This window comes from Streptomyces sp. NPDC127098, assembly GCF_042722465.1.
Taxonomy (GTDB): Bacteria; Actinomycetota; Actinomycetes; order Streptomycetales; family Streptomycetaceae; genus Streptomyces; species Streptomyces millisiae.
On the sequence record NZ_JBHXFJ010000009.1, the window covers coordinates 84,095 to 103,327 of the forward strand.

The 19,233-nt window shown below is 74.0% G+C and carries 22 protein-coding genes; 15 read left to right on the forward strand and 7 right to left on the reverse strand.

Translation table 11 applies throughout. The annotated features are described in order from the left end of the window. Window positions 1-744: an ABC transporter permease gene (locus tag ACFWI8_RS08865; protein WP_387087447.1), complete on the reverse strand. Its 744-nt coding sequence runs from the start codon at window positions 742-744 to the stop codon at window positions 1-3. A 41-nt stretch (window positions 745-785) separates the two neighbouring features. Here ACFWI8_RS08865 and ACFWI8_RS08870 point away from each other — a divergent pair, with 41 nt between their 5' ends. Further along, window positions 786-1,958, forward strand: coding sequence for an ABC transporter ATP-binding protein (locus ACFWI8_RS08870; RefSeq protein WP_387087449.1), 1,173 nt, complete (start codon window positions 786-788; stop codon window positions 1,956-1,958). A 182-nt stretch (window positions 1,959-2,140) separates the two neighbouring features. Here ACFWI8_RS08870 and ACFWI8_RS08875 read toward each other — a convergent pair whose 3' ends face one another. Genes ACFWI8_RS08875 through folB form a run of 3 tightly spaced genes read right to left on the reverse strand, consistent with a single transcriptional unit; the run spans window position 2,141 to window position 3,669 of the window. After that, a complete protein-coding gene (locus ACFWI8_RS08875) occupies window positions 2,141-2,644 on the reverse strand; it encodes a DUF3180 domain-containing protein (protein ID WP_387087451.1) in 504 nt (167 codons plus the stop codon). Between the two features lie 57 nt (window positions 2,645-2,701). Further along, window positions 2,702-3,313 carry a 2-amino-4-hydroxy-6-hydroxymethyldihydropteridine diphosphokinase gene (gene folK, locus ACFWI8_RS08880; protein WP_387087453.1) on the reverse strand — a complete coding sequence of 204 codons (612 nt, stop codon included), beginning with the start codon at window positions 3,311-3,313 and terminating at the stop codon, window positions 2,702-2,704. Beyond that, window positions 3,310-3,669: a dihydroneopterin aldolase gene (gene folB / locus ACFWI8_RS08885; RefSeq protein WP_387087455.1), complete on the reverse strand. Its 360-nt coding sequence runs from the start codon at window positions 3,667-3,669 to the stop codon at window positions 3,310-3,312. The genes folK and folB overlap by 4 nt, the downstream gene beginning before the upstream one ends. A 210-nt stretch (window positions 3,670-3,879) precedes the next feature. On the opposite strand from folB, the gene folP reads away from it, so the two are divergent. Both folP and ACFWI8_RS08895 read left to right on the forward strand, forming a co-directional pair. Further along, on the forward strand, window positions 3,880-4,746 hold the full coding sequence (gene folP, locus ACFWI8_RS08890; RefSeq protein WP_387087457.1) for a dihydropteroate synthase: 867 nt from the start codon (window positions 3,880-3,882) through the stop codon (window positions 4,744-4,746). Further along, window positions 4,743-5,243 carry a nuclear transport factor 2 family protein gene (locus tag ACFWI8_RS08895; protein WP_311601691.1) on the forward strand — a complete coding sequence of 167 codons (501 nt, stop codon included), beginning with the start codon at window positions 4,743-4,745 and terminating at the stop codon, window positions 5,241-5,243. Before folP ends, ACFWI8_RS08895 begins: the two co-directional genes overlap by 4 nt. A gap of 28 nt (window positions 5,244-5,271) precedes the next feature. Here the strand turns inward: ACFWI8_RS08895 and ACFWI8_RS08900 are convergent, their stop codons facing one another. Together ACFWI8_RS08900 and ACFWI8_RS08905 are read right to left on the reverse strand one after the other, a co-directional pair. After that, window positions 5,272-6,672, reverse strand: a complete 1,401-nt coding sequence (locus tag ACFWI8_RS08900; protein ID WP_387087459.1) for a PH domain-containing protein — start codon at window positions 6,670-6,672, stop codon at window positions 5,272-5,274. Between the two features lie 13 nt (window positions 6,673-6,685). Continuing rightward, window positions 6,686-7,198: a PH domain-containing protein gene (locus ACFWI8_RS08905; RefSeq protein WP_387087461.1), complete on the reverse strand. Its 513-nt coding sequence runs from the start codon at window positions 7,196-7,198 to the stop codon at window positions 6,686-6,688. A 45-nt stretch (window positions 7,199-7,243) separates the two neighbouring features. Between ACFWI8_RS08905 and ACFWI8_RS08910 the strand changes: the two genes are divergently transcribed. Continuing rightward, the gene (locus tag ACFWI8_RS08910) at window positions 7,244-8,395 is read left to right on the forward strand and encodes an NADH-quinone oxidoreductase subunit D (protein ID WP_387087565.1); all 1,152 of its coding nucleotides are present in this window, start codon (window positions 7,244-7,246) and stop codon (window positions 8,393-8,395) included. An 18-nt stretch (window positions 8,396-8,413) separates the two neighbouring features. Here ACFWI8_RS08910 and ACFWI8_RS08915 read toward each other — a convergent pair whose 3' ends face one another. Beyond that, entirely contained in the window at window positions 8,414-9,415 is a 1,002-nt protein-coding gene (locus ACFWI8_RS08915) for an SAM-dependent methyltransferase (RefSeq protein ID WP_387087463.1), read from the reverse strand. Between the two features lie 92 nt (window positions 9,416-9,507). Here ACFWI8_RS08915 and ACFWI8_RS08920 point away from each other — a divergent pair, with 92 nt between their 5' ends. The 11 genes from ACFWI8_RS08920 (at window position 9,508) to ACFWI8_RS08970 (ending at window position 19,105) form a co-directional block, all read left to right on the forward strand. Further along, on the forward strand, window positions 9,508-10,725 hold the full coding sequence (locus ACFWI8_RS08920) for a histidine kinase (protein WP_387087465.1): 1,218 nt from the start codon (window positions 9,508-9,510) through the stop codon (window positions 10,723-10,725). A gap of 33 nt (window positions 10,726-10,758) precedes the next feature. Further along, window positions 10,759-11,436: a response regulator gene (locus ACFWI8_RS08925; protein ID WP_387087467.1), complete on the forward strand. Its 678-nt coding sequence runs from the start codon at window positions 10,759-10,761 to the stop codon at window positions 11,434-11,436. 112 nt (window positions 11,437-11,548) lie between these two features. Continuing rightward, window positions 11,549-12,499: a DUF2520 domain-containing protein gene (locus tag ACFWI8_RS08930; protein ID WP_311601698.1), complete on the forward strand. Its 951-nt coding sequence runs from the start codon at window positions 11,549-11,551 to the stop codon at window positions 12,497-12,499. Beyond that, window positions 12,496-13,365 (forward strand): pantoate--beta-alanine ligase, encoded by an 870-nt coding sequence (panC, locus tag ACFWI8_RS08935; protein WP_387087469.1) that lies wholly within the window; start codon window positions 12,496-12,498, stop codon window positions 13,363-13,365. Before ACFWI8_RS08930 ends, panC begins: the two co-directional genes overlap by 4 nt. After that, entirely contained in the window at window positions 13,362-15,062 is a 1,701-nt protein-coding gene (locus tag ACFWI8_RS08940) for an L-aspartate oxidase (RefSeq protein ID WP_387087471.1), read from the forward strand. Before panC ends, ACFWI8_RS08940 begins: the two co-directional genes overlap by 4 nt. 25 nt (window positions 15,063-15,087) lie before the next feature. Beyond that, the gene (nadC, locus tag ACFWI8_RS08945) at window positions 15,088-16,122 is read left to right on the forward strand and encodes a carboxylating nicotinate-nucleotide diphosphorylase (RefSeq protein WP_387087567.1); all 1,035 of its coding nucleotides are present in this window, start codon (window positions 15,088-15,090) and stop codon (window positions 16,120-16,122) included. Window positions 16,123-16,124: 2 nt separating this feature from the next. Continuing rightward, window positions 16,125-16,922 (forward strand): type III pantothenate kinase, encoded by a 798-nt coding sequence (locus tag ACFWI8_RS08950; RefSeq protein ID WP_387087473.1) that lies wholly within the window; start codon window positions 16,125-16,127, stop codon window positions 16,920-16,922. Between the two features lie 380 nt (window positions 16,923-17,302). Then, window positions 17,303-17,473 (forward strand): hypothetical protein, encoded by a 171-nt coding sequence (locus ACFWI8_RS08955; protein WP_387087475.1) that lies wholly within the window; start codon window positions 17,303-17,305, stop codon window positions 17,471-17,473. A gap of 96 nt (window positions 17,474-17,569) precedes the next feature. Next, window positions 17,570-18,058 carry a BlaI/MecI/CopY family transcriptional regulator gene (locus ACFWI8_RS08960; protein ID WP_387087477.1) on the forward strand — a complete coding sequence of 163 codons (489 nt, stop codon included), beginning with the start codon at window positions 17,570-17,572 and terminating at the stop codon, window positions 18,056-18,058. A gap of 9 nt (window positions 18,059-18,067) precedes the next feature. Beyond that, a complete protein-coding gene (locus tag ACFWI8_RS08965; RefSeq protein ID WP_311601705.1) occupies window positions 18,068-18,586 on the forward strand; it encodes an amino-acid N-acetyltransferase in 519 nt (172 codons plus the stop codon). A gap of 171 nt (window positions 18,587-18,757) precedes the next feature. Next, window positions 18,758-19,105: an Lsr2 family protein gene (locus ACFWI8_RS08970; protein WP_311601707.1), complete on the forward strand. Its 348-nt coding sequence runs from the start codon at window positions 18,758-18,760 to the stop codon at window positions 19,103-19,105. Window positions 19,106-19,233: the final 128 nt, after the last annotated feature.

Consider the following 19,233-nt stretch of genomic DNA (forward strand, 5'->3'; position numbering starts at 1 on the left):
TCAGATCGCCTCCCGGGCGTCGAGCACCGCGTCCCGCCGTGGCGCGCGCGGGGTGGAGCGGCCGCCGCCGGCCGCTCTGGTCCATGGCGTCAACAGGCGTTGGACGGCGAGCAGCAGCAGGTCGGCCACGACGGCGAGCAGCACGCACAGCACGGAGGCGGTGAGCACCTGCGCCTTGAAGTAGCTGTTCATGCCGCTGTGGATGAGGTTGCCGAGGCCGCCGTGGCCGACGATGGCGCCGACCGTGGTCAGCGAGACGGCGGAGACCGTGGCGATCCGCACCCCGGCCATCAGGGCGGGCAGGGCGAGCGGCAGTTCGACGCCGAACAGCAGCCGCCAGCGGCCGTAGCCCAGGCCCCGGGCCGCGTCCCTGGTCTCGGCCGGGACGGAGTCAAGGCCGGTGAGGATGTTGCGGACGAGGACGGTGAGCGAGTAGAGCACCAGGCCGCAGATCACCACCGAGGCGGAGAGCCCGAACACCGGCAGCAGCAGCGCGTACATGGCGAGCGAGGGGATCGTGTAGAGCACGGTGGTCAGGCCGAGGATGGAGCCGGCGGCCGGCCGCCAGCGGCGGGCGAGCAGGGCCAGCGGGAAGGCGACCAGGACGGCGATGCCGACCGAGGTGGCGGCGATCACGATGTGTTCCAGGGTGGCGTCGGTCAGCTCCTGGCCACGGCTGCGGACGTACTCCCCACAGATCCATTCGTTCGCGGCCAGGCAGTTCTCCGCGGTCACCGCACTCATGTTCAAGCACCCTAGCCCTAAAACCTGACAGACTTATGAACATGTTGCGGTTCGACCACGTCTCCAAGCGGTATCCGGACGGCACCCTCGCCGTGGACGACCTCCATCTGGAGATCGCCGAGGGAGAGCTCGTCACGCTCGTCGGCCCCTCGGGCTGTGGCAAGACCACCACCATGCGGATGGTCAACCGCCTGGAGGAGCCGACCTCCGGCCGGATACTGCTCGGTGGCGAGGACATCGCCGCCCAGGACCCGGTGCGGCTGCGCCGCCGGATCGGCTACGTCATCCAGCAGGTCGGCCTCTTCCCGCACCGCACCGTGCTGGACAACGCCGCCGCCGTGCCGCTGCTGCTCGGCACCCGGCGGGCCGAGGCGCGCCGGCGCGCCGGCGAGCTGCTCGAGCTGGTGGGCCTCGACCCGGCGGTGTACGGCGGCCGTTACCCGGACCAGCTCTCCGGCGGGCAGCGGCAGCGGGTGGGGGTGGCCAGGGCGCTGGCGGCCGACCCGCCGGTGCTGCTGATGGACGAGCCGTTCGGCGCCGTCGACCCGGTGGTGCGGGAGCGGCTGCAGAACGAGTTCCTGCGGCTCCAGGCGGAGATGCGCAAGACGGTGCTGTTCGTCACCCACGACGTGGAGGAGGCGGTGCGGCTCGGCGACCGGATGGCGGTCTTCGGGCAGGGCCGGGTCGAGCAGTTCGACACGCCGGCCACCGTCCTCGGCGCCCCGGCCAACGAGCACGTCGCCGCGTTCGTCGGCAGCGACCGCGGGCTCAAGCGGCTCTCGGTGACGCCGGTGGAGAAGGGCGACCTGGAGCGGCCGCCCGTGGTGCACCTCTCCGACCCGATGTCGCGGGCCGCGTCCCTGATGCGCGCCGACGGGGTGCGGTGGGCCGTGGTCCTCGACGAGTACGAGGCGCTGCACGGCTGGGTGCCGATACCGGACGAGGGCGGTACGGACGCGGTCGGCCCGGTCGCCGGCTACGCGCGCCGGATGGACGCGTGGCTGCCGCTCGGCGCCTCCCTCAAGCGGGCGTTCAGCACCATGCTCCAGTACGACGCCGGCTGGATCGCCGTGCTCGACCCGACCGACGGGGACCGCTTCCTCGGCGTGCTCACCCCGACCGGGCTGCACGAGGCGCTGCGCCGCTCGATCGACGCGGACGCGCGTGCCGTGGCGCGCGACGCGGTGGATCTCGACGCGATCAGCGGGGCGTGAGCGCTCCGCTGGGATGTGCCGCGGCACGCCGTCTCCCGGCTACGGCGCCGTCGTGGCCGGTCGCGCCCACGTGGCGCGGCCGCCGCGGCGCGATGTCCGCCGCCGCTCGGAAGCGGACCGCCGAACCGGACGCCGACTGAGCCGCCGCCCGATCCGCGGGACGCCGAACGAGGAGCCGCCAGCTAGGCCCGGTGCCCTATCGGCCCCGGGCCGCCAGGGCCTTCCTCGTCGCCGTCCCGGAGCCGGCAGACGCGCTCCAGGAACAGCGCCGCCGCGATGACCGCGAGGCCGGCCACCACCGCGAGCAGGGCGTAGAGCGCCTGCTCGCGCCGGTTCGGCACGTCCATCCGGTACATGAGCAGGAAGAGCCCGAAGCCGCCGTACCCGCCGGACACCAGCGCCGAGACCAGCGCGCTCGCCTGGCCGAAGACCACGGCGCGCGCCGCCATCATTCGGTCCACGGGTTTGGCGCCGGGCCGCCGCTCACGCTGGGCGCGCAGCCTGGACCGCAGCGACAGCGCGGTCGCCAGCAGCACGATCGCGATCAGGGCCAGGATGACCGGCGCGAGCAGGGGCACCGCGGGCAGCGTGTTGTCCAGGGAGTCCCACAGCCCGGCGAACGCCCAGGCGACGGCCGCGGCGGCGACGAACAGACCGGCCAGGGTGCGGATCCGCAGTTGGTTCATGGCGGTGAACTTCGGTCCCAATCAGTCCGGGGAGGCTGGTCTCGGAGCGAGTCCTGGCTAGTCGGGCAGCACCAGGGTGAGGTCGGGGCGCGCGATGACCCCCTGCGCGCCGACCGCGGTCAGCAGTCCGGCCACCGGGCCATGGCCGGCGACCTCCGCGCCCGGGTCGACATCGTGCCACGGCACGAGCACGAACGCGCGCTCGTGGGCCCGGGGATGGGGGAGGGTGAGCGCCGGGTCGTCGGAGACCACGCCCTGGTAGGCCACGATGTCCACGTCGATGGTGCGCGGCCCCCAACGGGTGTCGCGCGCCCGGTGGAACGCCTCCTCGATGGCGTGCGCCCGCTCCAGCAGCGAGGCGGGCGGCAGCGTCGTCTTCACGATCACCACCGCGTTGAAGTACGACGGCTGGGTGCCGGGTTCCACGCCCCACGGCTCGGTCTCGTAGACGGGCGACACGGCCTTCACCCGCACCCCCGGGGTGTCCTCCAGCGCGTCGATCGCGCCCTGCAGGGTCTCCAGACGGTTGCCGAGGTTGCTGCCGAGCGAGATGACGGCGCGTTGGGGGTTGTGCAGGGTCGAGTCCGCCGCGTCGACCTGCTGGACGACGGAGGCGGGTACCGGCTGGACGGTCGGGTCGGGGGATGAAGCGGCGTTGCTGGAGGTCATGCTCGGCTCCGCTTGATGGTGATGGTCACGTCGTCGAAGGGGACGGTGATGGGCGCCTGCGGTTTGTGCACGGTGACCTCGGTCCACCCCACCCGGGAGTGCGCCAGGCACCGGTCGGCGATCCGCTGGGCCAGCGTCTCCACCAGGTCGCAGGGCTCGCCCGCGACCACCGCGGTGACCTCCTCGGCCAGCACGCCGTAGTCGACCGTCCTGGCCAACTCGTCCGTGGCCGCCGCGGCGCGGGTGTCGACGCCGAGCCTGACGTCGACCACGAAGGTCTGGCCCTCGGCGCGCTCGTGCGGCAGGACCCCGTGGTAGCCCCTGGCGCGCAGGCCGTGCAGGGCGATCTCGTCCACGGCGTCACTCCCTCTCGCTTCTCGGTGCAGGATGCCAAGGGCATAAAACCCCTCCGAGGCGTTCGAATCTACCCGCGGGGGGCGAACAAGCAGCGGCGCCCCAGGGTTCCGTCCGATGGCGCCTCAGGTACCCGGATCGCCGGGAAAGCCACTGCCCCCGGGTCGCTTTTCGGCCCGCGGCGGCGGGCGGTGAGCCCCTACCCTTGACGCATGAGCATCTCGTACGGCCACGTGACCGGACTGCCCAGCTGGGATCGCTGCGCGGTCATGGGGGTGGTCAACGTCACACCGGACTCCTTCTCGGACGGCGGGCGTTGGTTCGACGCCGAGTCGGCGGTGAAACGTGGCCTCGACCTGGTGGCCGAGGGTGCCGACCTGGTCGACGTGGGCGGTGAGTCGACCCGTCCGGGCGCGACCCGGGTGGACGAGCCGGAGGAGCTGCGGCGGGTCGTCCCCGTGGTGCGGGAGCTGGCGCGCGAGGGCGTGCTCGTCAGTGTGGACACGATGCGGGCCAGCGTGGCCGAGCAGGCCGTGGCGGCCGGCGCGCGTCTGGTCAACGACGTCAGCGGCGGCCGCGCCGACCCCCGGATGGTGCCGGTGGTCGCCGCCGCCGGGGTGCCGTTCGTGGTGATGCACTGGCGCGGCCAGAGCATCGACATGAACGAGCGGGCGGTCTACGGGGACGTGGTCGGCGAGGTGGTGGCCGAGCTGCGGGAGAGCGTGGCGCGCGCCGTCGAGGGCGGCATCACCGCGGACCGTCTTGTCGTCGACCCCGGGCTCGGCTTCGCCAAGCGAGCCGAGCACGACCTGGCGCTGGTCGCCGCGGGCCGCCGGCTGCGCGCCGAGCTCGGGCTGCCGCTGCTGGTGGCGGCCTCCCGCAAGCGGTTCCTCGGCCGGGTGCTTGCCGGGCCGAACGCCGAGCCGCCGCCGGCGCGGGAGCGGGACGCGGCGACCGCCGCCGTCACGGCGCTCGCCGCCAGGGACGGCGCGTGGGCGGTGCGGGTGCACGAGGTGCGGGCCAGCGCCGACGCGGTGCGGGTGGCGAGAGCCGTCGCGGCGGCGGAGGGGGCGGCGTGAGCGGCGCGGGCACCGACATCGAGGCGGTGGCCGCGGCGAACACCGCGCTCTACGACGCGCTGGAGCGCGGCGACCTGGACGCGATGGCCGAGCGCTGGCTCGACGAGGGCGTCAGCGTCGTGCACCCGGGCTGGCCGGTGATCAGCGGGCGCGGCGAGGTGATGCGCTCGTACGCGCTGATCATGGCCAACACCGAGTACATCCAGTTCTTCCTGACCGACGTCGAGGTGTCGGTGCAGGGCGACACGGCGCTGGTGACCTGCACGGAGAACATCCTGAGCGGCGGCCCGGCGGAGGCGGACGGCTCGGCGGGGCCGCTGGTCGGCGGCATGGTGGTGGCCACCAACATCTTCCGCCGCACCGAGGACGGCGACTGGAAGGTGTGGGCGCACCACGGCTCTCCCGTGCTGCTCGACCAGGAGGAGGACGAGGACGAGGCGTCCGAGGACGACGTCGAGGGCGACGAGGGGCAGCCCGGCGGCACGACGATCGGCTGACCGCGGCGGGACCGTCGTCGGACCGGGCTCAGCGGGTCAGCCAGCGCTCCGGCGCCGCGGCCCGCCGGCCGACCCTGGAGCGCTCGGCCTGCGCCGCCACCTCGGCCGCCGCGTAGCCGGCGTCCTGCAGCCGGGCGCTGGCCGTGCCGTCCGCGCCGTGGTCCACGTGGATGTGGGCGAGCCCGAGCCGCTGCGCCCACGGGCCCTGGGTCATCCGGACGCTCTGCACCTTGGCGTGCGGCACCAGTTCGTGGACGCGCCGCAGCCGGCCGTGCCGGGCCACGAACACGGCCCCGGTCACCCCGTGCCCGTAGCCGACCCGGCCCACGGGGAAGACCCAGCGGGCCCGGCCGGGCGCGGCCCGGACGCCGGCGAGCGCCGCCGCCAGGTCCACCTCGGGCAGGATCCGGCCGACCAGCGCGGCGGCCGTCGCGCGGGTGGTGACGGGCGCGAGCAGCCCGCCCTCGTTACCGCCGCCGGCCACGTCGAGTTCGACCCGCACCCAGCCGCGCCGCCGCCACAGCAGCGGCTCCACCAGGCGCACCGCCTGCACCCTGCCGGGCGGCACGGTGGCGTGGTCGCGCTGCAGCAGGCCGTGGTCGAGACGCAGCCCGTCGGGGGACTCGCTCACCGTCCAGCCGTACTGGGTGAGGAAGGCGCCCACGCTGGACTGCCACGCGCCGGCCAGCAGCGGGAGTCCGGCCAGCCCCGAGGCCACGAGGTTGTCGGTCCCCCACCAGACGAGCCCGGTCACGGTGAGCGCGACCGCCAGCAGCCCCCAGCCGCTGCCGAGCAGCGCCAGCGACCCGACCAGCGTCCCGGTCTCCACCTGGTACAGCTCGCGGGCCGGCGCCTCGCCCGCGGTGGGCGCGGCCTCCGGGGCGATGCCGGCGGCCCTGGCCAGCAGTTCGGCGCGCAGCCTGACGGCCTCGGCCTCGCCCAGGTACGCCAACTCGTCGGCGGCGCCCGAGCCGACCACGTCCATCTTGAGCTTGGCCACGCCGAGCACCCTGGCCAGCATGGGCCGGGAGACGTCGACGGCCTGGATGCGGTCGAGGCGCAGGTGGGCGGTGCGGCGGAAGAGCAGCCCGGTGCGGATGCGGAGTTCGGTGTCGGTGACCAGGTAGCGGGTGACGCGCCAGGAGAGGTAGCCGTAGCCGGCGGCGCACACCACCAGCGCGAGCAGCAGCAGGGACAGCCGGGCCAGGCCGAGCGAGTCGGTCCAGTCGTCGAGGTTCTGGACATTGTTCGCGGCGACCGCGCCGAGGCCGGCGAGTGGGGCCCAGGCGCGGCGCCAGGGCGTCACCGGGTGCAGCCGGCGGCCCGTGCCCGCGGGTATCTCCCCGGTGCTCTCGGGCGCCGCCTCGGGCGCTTCCCGCGACGGCTGCTCGGGGGTCTCCTGGGGGGTCTCCTCGGTGGGGCCGCTCACGGGGGGCCGCCGCTCACAGCCCGGCCGAACGGGCCTCGCCCAGCTCGGTGAGCCGGTCCCGCAGCCGCTCGGCCTCGGTCGGCGGCAGCCCTGGGATGGTGGCGTCGGTGGCGGCGGCGGCCGTGTGCAGCTGGAGCGTCGCGAGGCCGAACCGGCGCTCCAGCGGTCCTGAGGTGACCTCGACCAGCTGCATCCTGCCGTAGGGCACCACGGTCAGCTGCCGCCACAGCACCCCACGCCTGATCAGCAGATCGTCGTCGCGCTCCTGGTAACCCCACGAACGCCAGTTGCGGGCGAGCGCGCCCCAGCCCCACAGGGCGGCGCCGGCCGGCACCGCCGCGAGCAGCGCCCACGAGCCGCCGACGAGCAGCGCGAGGAGGAGGGCGAGGGCAAGGGTGGGCGGCGCGAGCCAGCCCACCAGCAGCAGCCGCCGCATCCGTAGCAGGGCGGCGGCCACCGGCCGCCAGGTGTCGCCGGTCCCCCGGGCCGCCTCCGTCGTGGCCGGCCCCTCAGCCACCGTGTTCATACAGGCATCTTAGAGGGGCGGCGCGCGGCGCGGAGGGGTGAAAGACTGACGCGCATGACGGAGACGGTCATCGGAGTGGGCGGCGCGGCCGAGAGCACCGACATGGTGCTGAACATCGGCCCCCAGCACCCCTCCACGCACGGGGTGCTGCGGCTGCGCCTGGTGCTGGACGGGGAGCGGATCTCGCAGGCCGAGCCGATCGTCGGCTACATGCACCGGGGCGCCGAGAAGCTCTTCGAGGCGCGCGACTACCGGCAGATCATCGTGCTGGCCAACCGGCACGACTGGCTGTCCGCGTTCTCCAACGAGCTGGGCGTGGTGCTGGCCGTGGAGCGGATGCTCGGCATGGAGGTGCCGCTGCGCGCCGTCTGGCTGCGCACCCTGCTCGCCGAGCTCAACCGGGTGCTCAACCACCTGATGTTCCTGGGGTCCTATCCGCTGGAGCTCGGCGGCATCACGCCGATGTTCTACGCCTTCACCGAGCGGGAGCACCTGCAGCAGGTGATGGAGGAGGTCTCGGGCGGCCGGATGCACTACATGTTCAACCGGGTCGGCGGCCTCAAGGAGGAGCTGCCCGAGGGCTGGCCGGGGCGCGCCAGGGCGGCGGTGGCCGCGGTGCGTTCCGGGATGACCAGGCTGGACGAGCTGGTGCTCGGCAACGAGGTGTTCCGGGCCCGCACCAGGGGCGTCGGGGTGCTGCGCCCGGAGACGGCGCGGGCCTACGGGGTCTCCGGGCCCATCGCGCGGGCCAGCGGTGTCGACTTCGACCTGCGCCGGGACGAGCCGTACCTGGCGTACGGGGAGTTGGGCGACGTGCTGCGCGTGGTGACCAGGGAGGCGGGCGACTGCCTGGCCAGGTTCGAGGTGCTGCTCGACCAGGCGAAGAACGCGCTCGACCTCGCCGACGCCTGCCTCGACCGGCTCGCCGAGCTGCCGCCGGGCCCCGTGAACCAGCGGCTGCCCAAGGTCCTCAAGGCGCCGGAGGGCGCCACCTACGCCTGGACCGAGAACCCGCTCGGCATCAACGGCTACTACCTGGTGTCCAAGGGCGAGAAGACGCCCCACCGGCTGAAGCTGCGGTCCGCGTCCTTCAACAACATCCAGGCGCTGAGCGCGCTGCTGCCCGGCACGCTGGTGGCCGACATGGTGGCGATCCTCGGCTCCTTCTTCTTCGTGGTCGGCGACATCGACAAGTGAGCCGCCCCCGCGGGGAGCTCAGGCCAGCGGGTCGCGGATGCCCACCGGCTCGACGAGCCAGCTGAAGCCGCCGAGTCCCGCCGGGTCGGTCAGCTCGGCGGCCTCGCCGGCCCTGGCGAGCCGGCGCAGGTAGCCGGCCGGGTCGCGGGAGGCCGACTCCAGCGGGGGGCGCGCGCCGTCCACGCCGAGCGCGCGCAGCGCGTCGCGCTGGGACAGCAGCCGCCCGCCCGCGCCGGCGCAGGCGTCGAGCGCCACATGGGCGGTCAGGTCGCAGCCACCGTCCGGCACCGGGCGCACCTCGCGGCCGTCCCGGTAGCCGGTGAGCGTGCCGAGCGGCGGCCGCCGCTCACGGGTGTGCGCGTAGTCCACGGCCACCGCGAGGCCACGCGCGAGGCTGGAGCGCGCGCCGGCCCAGGCCAGGTCGCGCGGCAGCCCGATCTCGGCGCGGGTGCCGGGCGGCGCGCCGTCCAGCGGCCACCAGCGGCGCAACCAGTCGGCGTCCGCGCCCGCCACCGGCGGGCCGAGCCGCTCACCGCCCGTCCCGTCGACCAGCACCAGGCGCGCCACCCCGGCGTCGTCGACCTCGGCCACGTCGAGCGGCACGTTGTCCAGCCACTCGTTGGCGAACAGCAGCCCCACCGCGCCCGCGGGCGGGGCCGACCGCCACCCCACCCGCGGGTCGAGCCCCGCCGGACGCGGCGCCCGCTCCACCGCGTACACCCGCAGCCGCCCGGCCGGCTCGGGCGGCAGCGCGGCCAGCACCCCGGCGGCCAACTCGCCCCGCCCCGCGCCGACGTCCACCAGGGTGAGCGCCGGCGGCCGGCCGAGCGCCTCGTCCACCCGGAGCAGCAACTCGGCCACCGCGCCGGCGAAGAGCGGCGAGGCGTGCACGGCCGTGCGGAAGTGCGCCGCCGGCGCCTCGCGCACGAAGAAGCCCCCCGGGCCGTACAGCGCGCGCTCACTCGCCGCCCGCCAGCCCTCGGCCCCGACGTCGGGGGCGCCCTCCGGGATCCCACTCACACGCACCATCCACCTTGAGGAGTAGTTGACGGCTTCACGTATCGGCCGACGGGGTGACTCCCGAACCGCACCCAGTGCATACGCTGGGTTACGTGAACCGGCTCTACGACTTCATCCGCCGCCACCCCACGTGGGTGGACGGCTGTTGGGCGCTCGTGCCGGTGTTCATGTCCCTCGTCGTCCTCACCGCGCCCGGTACCGGTGTCTACCAGGGTGACCCCTGGGCCGGGCTGTTCGTCACCCTGGCCTCCGGCACCGTGATGGCGCTGCGCCGCCGCGCCCCGGAGCGGATGCTCCTGTTGGCGCTGGCCGTCGGGCTCTTCCAACTGCTGGCCGACGTCCAGCCGCTGCCGGCCAACTTCGCCTTCCTGGCCATCGCCTTCACCGTCGCCTCCCTGCCCAGGCGCTGGCCGTCCCGGGTCGCGCTCGGCATGTGCCTGACCGCGCCCACCGTCTCCATGCTGCGCTGGCCGGAGGACCACAAGGGCGCGAGCCTGACCAACATCATCATCGGCACCGTCTTCCTCACCATCGCCTTCCTGCTCGCCTGGGTCCTCGGGGACTCGCTGCGCACCCGCCGCGCCTACTACGCCGAGCTGGAGGAGCGGGCCAACCGGCTCGAACAGGAGCGGGAGACCCAGGCCAGGATGGCGGTCGCCGCCGAGCGCGCGCGCATCGCCAGGGAGCTCCACGACGTCGTCGCGCACAACGTCTCCGTCATGGTCGTGCAGGCGGACGGCGCCGCCTACGTCCTTGACACCGCGCCCGAGCAGACGCGCAACGCCCTCCACACCATCTCCGGCACCGGCCGGCAGGCCCTCACCGAGATGCGCCGTCTGCTCGGGGTGCTGCGCGGCGAGGACGGCCAGGTCACCGGGCAGGACTACGTCCCCCAGCCCGGCGTCGAGCAGCTGGCCGACCTGGTCGACCAGGTCAGGGACACCGGGCTGCCCGTCGACTTCCGGATAGAGGGCACCCCCCGGCCGCTGCCGAGCGGCGTCGAGCTCACCGCCTACCGCATCGTGCAGGAGGCCCTGACCAACACCCGCAAGCACGGCGGCCCCGACGTCGGCGCCACCGTCCGGCTCTCCTACGATCCGGAGGCGCTCACCGTGCTCGCCGAGGACGACGGGCGCGGCGCCCAGCGCGAGCTCTACGAGGAGCGCGGCGCCGACGGCCGCGGCCAGGGGCTCATCGGCATGCGGGAGCGAGTGGGCATGGTCGGCGGGGTGCTGATCGCCGGGCCCCGCCCCGGGGGCGGCTTCCGCATCAGCGCGACGCTCCCGCTGGCCGGCGACGTGGCGCGGTGAGCTTCAGACGTGACCGACGAGGGGGAGCGACCGATGACGATCCGCGTGATGCTGGTGGACGACCAGGCGCTGCTGCGCACCGGGTTCAAGATGGTGCTGGCCGCCCAACCCGACATGGAGGTGGTGGCCGAGGCGGGCGACGGCCTGGAGGCCGTCGAGGCGCTGCGGAGCACCGCGGTCGACGTCGTCCTGATGGACGTCAGGATGCCCAGGCTCGACGGCGTCGAGGCCACCCGCCGGATCTGCCAGGGCGGTGCCGGCGGCCCCGGCGCCCCCAAGGTGCTCATCCTCACCACCTTCGACCTCGACGAGTACGCCTTCTCGGGGCTGAAGGCCGGCGCCGCCGGGTTCATGCTCAAGGACGTGCCGCCCGACGAGCTGCTGACCGCCATCCGCGCCGTGCACAGCGGGGACGCGGTCGTCGCGCCCTCCACCACCCGCCGGCTCCTTGACCGCTTCGTCTCCCTGCTGCCCACCGCCGACCCGGCGCCGCACCCCGAACTCGGCCTGCTCACCGAGCGGGAGCGCGAGGTCCTGATGCTGATCGCGCAGGGCCTCTCCAACGGCGAGATCGCCGCCAGGCTCGTCGTCTCCGAGGCCACCGTGAAGACCCATGTCGGCCGGATCCTCGGCAAGTTGGGGCTGCGCGACCGGGTGCAGGCCGTGGTCCTGGCCTACGAGACGGGTCTGGTGCGCGCCGGCGGCCGCTGACGACCTCCACACGACCCGCACACACCGGGCGCCGCGCGCCGTAGCATGGCCTCGTCGTCCGGTACCCGGCACAGGGACCGGAACGCCTGAGTCGAAAGAGGCACCGCCCGTCGTGAACGCCGCCCCCAACGCCCCCCGGAGCACCGAGGCGCGGAACAGACCCGCGCGGCTCCGCGTCGGCGTGGTGGGCGCCGGCCGGGTCGGCCCCGCGTTGGCCGCCGCGCTCGCCCTGGCCGGCCACCGGCCGGTGGCCGCCTCCGGCGTCTCCGACGCCTCCCGCAGGCGGGCCGAGGAACTGCTGCCCGGGGTGCCGCTCGTCACCCCAGACGAGGTGCTGGCCCGCGCCGACCTGGTGCTGCTCACCGTCCCCGACGACGCGCTGCCGGGACTCGTCGCCGGCCTGGCCGAGACCGGCGCGGTGCGCCCGGGACAGCTCGTCGCGCACTGCTCCGGCCGGTACGGCACCGCCGTCCTCGACCCCGCGCTGCGGGCCGGCGCGCTGCCGCTCGCGCTGCACCCGGTGATGACGTTCACCGGCACCGCCGTCGACGTGCCCCGGCTCGCCGGCTGCTCCTTCGGCGTCACCGCCCCCGCCGAGCTGCGGCTCGCCGCGGAGGCGCTGGTCATCGAGATGGGCGGCGAGCCGGAGTGGATCGAGGAGAAGGACCGCCCGCTCTACCACGCGGCCCTGGCCATCGGCGCCAACCACCTGGTCACGCTCGTCGCCCAGTCCCTCGAACTGCTGCGCCTCGCGGGCGTCGGCGCCCCCGACCGGATGCTCGGCCCGCTGCTCGGCGCCGCCCTGGACAACGCGCTGCGCTCCGGCGACGCCGCCCTCACGGGCCCGGTGGCGCGCGGCGACGCCGGCACCGTGGCCGCCCACCTCGCCGAGCTGCGCGCCCACGCGCCGCACGCGCTGGCGGGCTATCTCGCGATGGCCCGCACCACGGCCGACCGCGCCCTCGACCACGGGCTGCTCAAGCCCGAGCTGGCGGAGGCGCTGCTCGGCGTCCTGGCGGACGGCGCGGAAGGCGCCGGGACCGCCGAGGGAGGAGAAGGATGACAGGGAAGCCGGGGATACCCGTCGCACACGACGCCAAGGAGCTGCACCGGCTCTACCCGCCGGGCGTGCCGCGCGCCGTGGTCATGACCATGGGCGCGCTCCACGAGGGCCACGCCGCCAACATCCGCGCGGCCCGCGAGCTGCTGGGGCCTGACGGCCGGCTGGTCGTCACCGTCTACGTCAACCCGCTGCAGTTCGGCCCTGACGAGGACTACGCGCGCTATCCGCGCACCCTCGAAGCCGACGTGGCGCTGGCCGCCGAGGCCGGCGCCGACCTCGTCTTCGCGCCGGGCGACGCCGAGATGTACCCGCACGGCACCCCCGGTGTCCGGGTCGTCGCGGGCGAGCTCGGCGAGCGCCTGGAGGGCGCCTCCCGGCCCGGCCACTTCGACGGCGTGCTGACCGTCGTCGCCAAGCTGCTCCACCTCACCCGCCCCGACCACGCCTTCTTCGGCGAGAAGGACGCGCAGCAGCTGGCGCTCGTCCGCCGCATGGTCCGGGACCTCGACTTCCCCGTCGAGATCGTCGCCACCCCCACCGTGCGCGACCCCGACGGCCTCGCCCGCTCCAGCCGCAACCGCTACCTGTCGCCCGCCGAGCGCGCCTCCGCCCTCGCCATCAGCCGCGCGCTGGCCGCCGGCGCCGCGGCCGCCCCGCGCGGCGCGGCCGCCGTCCGCGCCGCCGCCCGCGAGGTGCTGGCGGCCGAGCCCGGCATCCAGCTGGACTACATGGTGCTGGTCGGCCCGCTCGACTTCCTCGACGTGCCCGACGACCACACCGGCGAGGCGGTGCTCGCCGTCGCCGCCCGCGTCGGCACCACCCGGCTCATCGACAACGCGCGCCTGATCGTGGAGGCGGCCCGGTGACCGCCGCGCTGGCCGCGCCCGGCGCCGGCTGGGCCATCGAGGCGGAGGTCGTCGTCGTGGGCTCCGGCGTGGCGGGGCTCACCGTCGCGCTGCGCTGCGCCGCCGCGGGCCGCCGCACCGTCATCGTCACCAAGGCCAGGCTCGACGCGGGCTCCACGCGCTGGGCCCAGGGCGGCATCGCCGCCGCGCTCGGCGAGGGCGACACCCCGGAGCAGCACCTCGCCGACACCCTGGTCGCCGGCGCCGGACTGTGCGACGAGGACGCCGTCCGGGCCCTGGTGACCGAGGGGCCCGGCGCCGTGCGCCGGCTGATCGCGCTCGGCGCCCGCTTCGACACCGACGAGGCCGGCGCCCTGGCCCTCACCCGCGAGGGCGGCCACCACCGGCGGCGCATCGCGCACGCCGGCGGCGACGCCACCGGCGCCGAGATATCCCGCGCCCTGGTCGCCGCCGTCCGCGCCGCCGGCATCAGGACCGTGGAGAACGCGCTCGCCCTCGACCTCCTCAAGGACGCCGCGGGCCGAGCCGCCGGCGTCACCCTGCACGTGATGGGCGAGGGCCGGCACGACGGCGTCGGCGCAGTGCACGCGCCGGCCGTGGTGCTGGCCACCGGCGGGATGGGCCAGATCTACTCGGCCACCACCAACCCGGCCGTCTCCACCGGCGACGGCGTCGCCATCGCGCTGCGCGCCGGCGCCGAGGTCTCCGACATCGAGTTCGTGCAGTTCCACCCCACCGTGCTCTGGCTGGGGCCGGACGCCGAGGGCCAGCAGCCGCTGATCTCGGAGGCGGTGCGCGGCGAGGGCGCCCACCTGGTCGACGCCGCCGGCGAGCGGTTCATGGTCGGCCAGCACGAGCTGGCCGAGCTCGCCCCGCGCGACATCGTCGCCAAGGCCATCACCCGGCGGATGCTGGAGCAGGGCGCCCAGCACATGTACCTGGACGGCCGCCACTTCGGCGACGCCATGTGGGAGCGGCGGTTCCCGACCATCCTGGCCGCCTGCCGGGCGCACGGCATCGATCCGGTGACCGAGCCCGTCCCCGTCGCCCCCGCCGCCCACTACGCCTCGGGCGGCGTCCGCACCGACCTGGCGGGCCGCACCACCGTCCCCGGCCTCTACGCCTGCGGCGAGACGGCCTGCACCGGCGTGCACGGCGCCAACCGGCTCGCCTCCAACTCGCTCCTCGAGGGCCTGGTCTTCGCCGAGCGCATCGCCGCCGCCGTGCTCGCCGAGCCGCGCGCCGCCGCCCCGGCCCCGGTGACCGCGCCGGCCCCGGGGCCGCTGCCGCCGCCCGGGGCCCGCACCGCCATCCAGCGCCTGATGACCGCGGGAGCCGGGGTGCTGCGGTCCGCGGCGAGCCTCGCCGCGGCCGCCCGCGGCCTCGACGAGCTCGTCGCCGAGGGGGACGACGACCGCAAGCCGGCCGAGCCGGGCGTCGAGGCGTGGGAGACCGCTAACCTGCACCTGGTCGCCCGGGCGCTCGTCACCGCCGCGCTGCGCCGCGAGGAGACCCGCGGCTCACACTGGCGCGAGGACCACCCCGAGCGGGACGACGCCCACTGGTGCCGCCATCTCGTCCTCACCGCGGGCCGGGGAGCCCCCGAGCCCGCCCTCGCCGTCCGAGCCACCGACACGACGGCCTTCACCGAGACCCCAGGAATCGGCCGTTCCCAAGGAGAGAGTTCCAGTGAGTAGCGCGCAGACCCCTCCCTCGCAGCGAGTGGAGCTCACCCTGCTGCCCATCGGCGTCCGCCCCGGCGCGGACGAGCCGGCCGGCGGCTGCGGGGCGGGCTGCGGTTGCGGCGGGGACGGTGGTTTCGACGGAGAGTTCGACGCCGACCACGAGTACGACCCGCTGGAGTGCGGCCTCGACCCCGGCCTCGCGGAGCTGATCGCCGCCGGCGGGCTCGACCCCGTCCAGGTCGAGGACATCGCCCACCTGGCCATCGAGGAGGACCTGGACAACGGCGTCGACGTCACCACCGTCGCGACCATCCCCGAGGACGCCGTCGCCACCGCCGACTTCACCGGTCGCCAAGCCGGCACCGTGGCCGGGCTGCACGTCGTCGAGGCCGTGCTCTCCGTCGTCTGCACCGACGAGTTCGAGGTCGAGCGGCACGTCGCCGACGGCGACCGGGTGGCCGCCGGACAGGTGCTGCTCACCGTCACCGCCCGCACCCGCGACCTGCTGACCGGCGAGCGCAGCGCGCTCAACCTGCTGTGCCGGCTCTCCGGCATCGCCACCGCCACCCGCGCCTGGGCCGACGCGCTGGCCGGCACCCCGGCCCGGGTCCGCGACACCCGCAAGACCACCCCCGGGCTGCGCGCCCTGGAGAAGTACGCGGTGCGCTGCGGCGGCGGCGTCAACCACCGGATGTCGCTCTCGGACGCCGCCCTGGTCAAGGACAACCACGTGATCGCGGCGGGCGGCGTCGCCGAGGCCTTCCGCCGGGTCCGCGAGGAATTCCCCGGCGTGCCGGTGGAGGTCGAGGTCGACCGGCTCGACCAGCTGGAGCCCGTCATCGCCGAGGGCGCCGACCTGATCCTGCTGGACAACATGACGCCCGAGGAGACCGCCGAGGCGGTGCGGATCGTCGCCGGCCGGGCCACCCTGGAGTCCTCCGGGCGGCTCACCCTGGAGAACGCCAGGGCCTACGCGGAGGCCGGCGTCGACTACCTGGCCGTCGGCGCGCTCACCCACTCGTCCCCGATTCTGGACATCGGTCTCGACCTGCGCGCGGAAGGGCGCGACTGACGATGCTGCTCACTATCGACGTCGGCAACACGCACACGGTGCTCGGCCTCTTCGACGGGGCGGAGATCGTGGAGCACTGGCGCATCTCCACGGACTCCCGCCGCACCGCCGACGAGCTCGCGGTGCTGCTCCAGGGGCTCATGGGCATGCACCCGCTGCTCGGCGAGGAGCTGGGCGACGGCATCGACGGCATCTCCATCTGCTCGACGGTGCCCTCCGTGCTGCACGAGCTGCGCGAGGTGACCAGGCGCTACTACGGGGACATCCCGGCGGTCCTGGTGGAGCCGGGCGTCAAGACCGGGGTGCCGATCCTCACCGACAACCCCAAGGAGGTCGGCGCCGACCGGATCATCAACGCGGTGGCCGCGGTCGAGCTCTACGGCGGCCCCTGCATCGTGGTGGACTTCGGCACCGCCACCACCTACGACGCCGTCTCGGCGCGCGGCGAGTACGCGGGCGGGGCGATCGCCCCCGGCATCGAGATCTCGGTCGAGGCCCTCGGCATGCGCGGCGCGCAGCTGCGCAAGGTGGAGCTGGCCAGGCCACGCCACGTGATCGGCAAGAACACGGTGGAGTCGATGCAGTCCGGCATCCTGTACGGCTTCGCCGGCCAGGTGGACGGCATGGTGGAGCGGATGTCGCGGGAGCTGGCCGACGACCCGGACGACGTCACGGTGATCGCCACGGGCGGGCTCGCGCCGATGGTGCTGCGCGAGTCGACCGTGATCGACGAGCACGAGCCCTGGCTCACGCTGGTGGGCCTGCGTCTGGTCTACGAGCGGAACGTCTCGCGCGGCTGAGCCCGGGCCCGGCTGAGCCCCGGCGCCGCTGAACACGCCGGGGTGGCCGGGGTGCGATGCGAATTGTCTGCTTACCACTTAATGTCGGTTTATGGTTACGTCCCAGGGTTCCCAGGGTTCCCCCACCCCCGGTGGTGAAGGGGAAGAGACCGGCAAGCGGCAGCAGCAGCGCCGTCCCTCGACGTCCCGGCCGATTCCGACCCCGGCGGAGGTCTTTCCACCGCACCGCAGGCGTCGGCCCGCGTCGTCACCGCCCCAGGATCCGGGCGAGCACGAGGAGGGGCGTGAGGGGGACGAGGGAGGCGACCGTCAGGCGGGTCGGTAGGCTGTGTGGCGGCCCGCGGCGCACATTCCGCGGGTGAGTCCAAGGGAGGTCCGCTGTGGACTACATCGCCGCACTCTTTCCCCCGACCGTGATGGCCGTCGCCTTCACCGCGCTGATCGTGACGATCGTGCGGTCCCAGGGCGGGGCCAACAAGTACAAGGAGGACGCGGCCGTGGACGCGGCGATCGCGGCCCGCGAGAGCGGCAAGCGGTCCGAGCCGAGCTGACGCCTCCTCCTTTTCGCGCCCGCCCGGGCGCCCTCCCGAGCACGCCCCAAACGCCGCATCCGCCCCTTTTGTCATCCCGCGGCTATTCTTCATCCTGTGCCCCGACCACTGGGAGAGCTGGAAGACGCGGTGATGAGCCGCGTATGGGAGTGGAACCGGCCCGTCACCGTGCGAGAAGTTCTCGAGGATCTGCGCCGCGAGCGTTCGATCGCCTATACGACGGTGATGACCGTTCTCGACAACCTGCACCAGAAGGGGTGGGTGCGGCGCGAGCAGGAGGGCCGCGCCTATCGCTATGAGGCGATCTCCACCCGGGCGGCCTACTCAGCCGCTTTGATGAATGACGCATGGGCCGAGAGTGACAACGCGGCCGCCGCCCTCGTGGCTTTCTTCGGCATGATGTCCGCCGAGCAGACGGCGGCTTTGCGTGACGCCCTGCGAGTGGTCGATGTCGCGGGAGTGACGCTCACCGCCACGGAGGAGCCGGCCGGGTCCGCCGACGCGGTAACGCGGGACGAGGAGCCGCAAGGCGAGGCGCCGGAAGGCGGAGCCCCCGAAGACGAAGGGGAAGGCCCGCGGCGATAGCCTCCGCCTGTGCAGGAAACCCCGACAGAAGTCACCGTCCGCCGCGCCAGGACTACGGATGTCCGCTCGGTGCGCCGTCTCATCGACGTCTACTCGCGGGAACGGATCCTGCTCGACAAGGCCACGGTCACCCTTTACGAGGACATTCAGGAGTTCTGGGTGGCCGAGCGTGACCTGGACGGCGAGGTGGTGGCCTGTGGTGCGCTCCACGTGATGTGGGAAGACCTGGCCGAGGTGCGCACGCTGGCGGTGGATCCCCAGATGAGGGGGCACGGAGTGGGCCACCGGGTGTTGGAGAAGTTGCTGGGGACAGCCCGCTGGCTCGGCGTGCGTCGCATTTTCTGTCTGACCTTCGAAGTGGAGTTCTTCAGCCGTCACGGGTTCATCGAGATCGGTGACGCTCCGGTGGATGGTGACGTCTACAGCGAGCTGCTGCGTTCCTATGACGAGGGTGTCGCGGAGTTCCTGGGGCTTGAACGCGTGAAGCCCAACACTTTGGGTAACAGTCGGATGCTGCTGCATCTCTGATTCCGGACTCCCGATGACGCTTCGATGACGGTTATGTCCGAATCGTCCCACCGTGTCTTATCAGATGCGATGTAATCACGAGCCCGGGGTTTGTGTTTTCTCGGGAATGGCGGTTTGATTACACCGCAGTACCCTATTGGTATTCAGCGACTATGAATGAGGAGTAGCCCGGTGGCACAGAAGGTTCAGGTCCTTCTCCTCGATGACCTCAGTGGCGGCGAGGCGGACGAGACGGTTACGTTCGCGCTGGACGGCAAGACTTACGAGATCGACCTCAACTCGGATAACGCGGAGAAGCTTCGCGACGCCCTTGAGCCCTATGTGAAGGCGGGTCGCAGGGCTGGCGGCGCCAGGGCGGCGCGCGGTCGCGGCCGGGCCGCGGCGGCTCCCGGTGGCGGCTCGAGCACCCAGGACACCGCGAAAATCCGCGCCTGGGCCAAGGAGAACGGATACGAGGTCAATGACCGCGGCCGTGTTCCCGCCAACATTCGCGAGGCCTACGAGAAGGCGGGCGTCTGATCCCGCGAGCCTCGCGGGCCCTCGCCCGGGCGGAAGCCCGGGAGGCGCCCCCCAAGCCGGCTCTCCTCTCCGGGGGGTCGCCCGTGACCGGGCGACCCCCCGAGGCGCACCCGGGCCCGGCGGCGCGG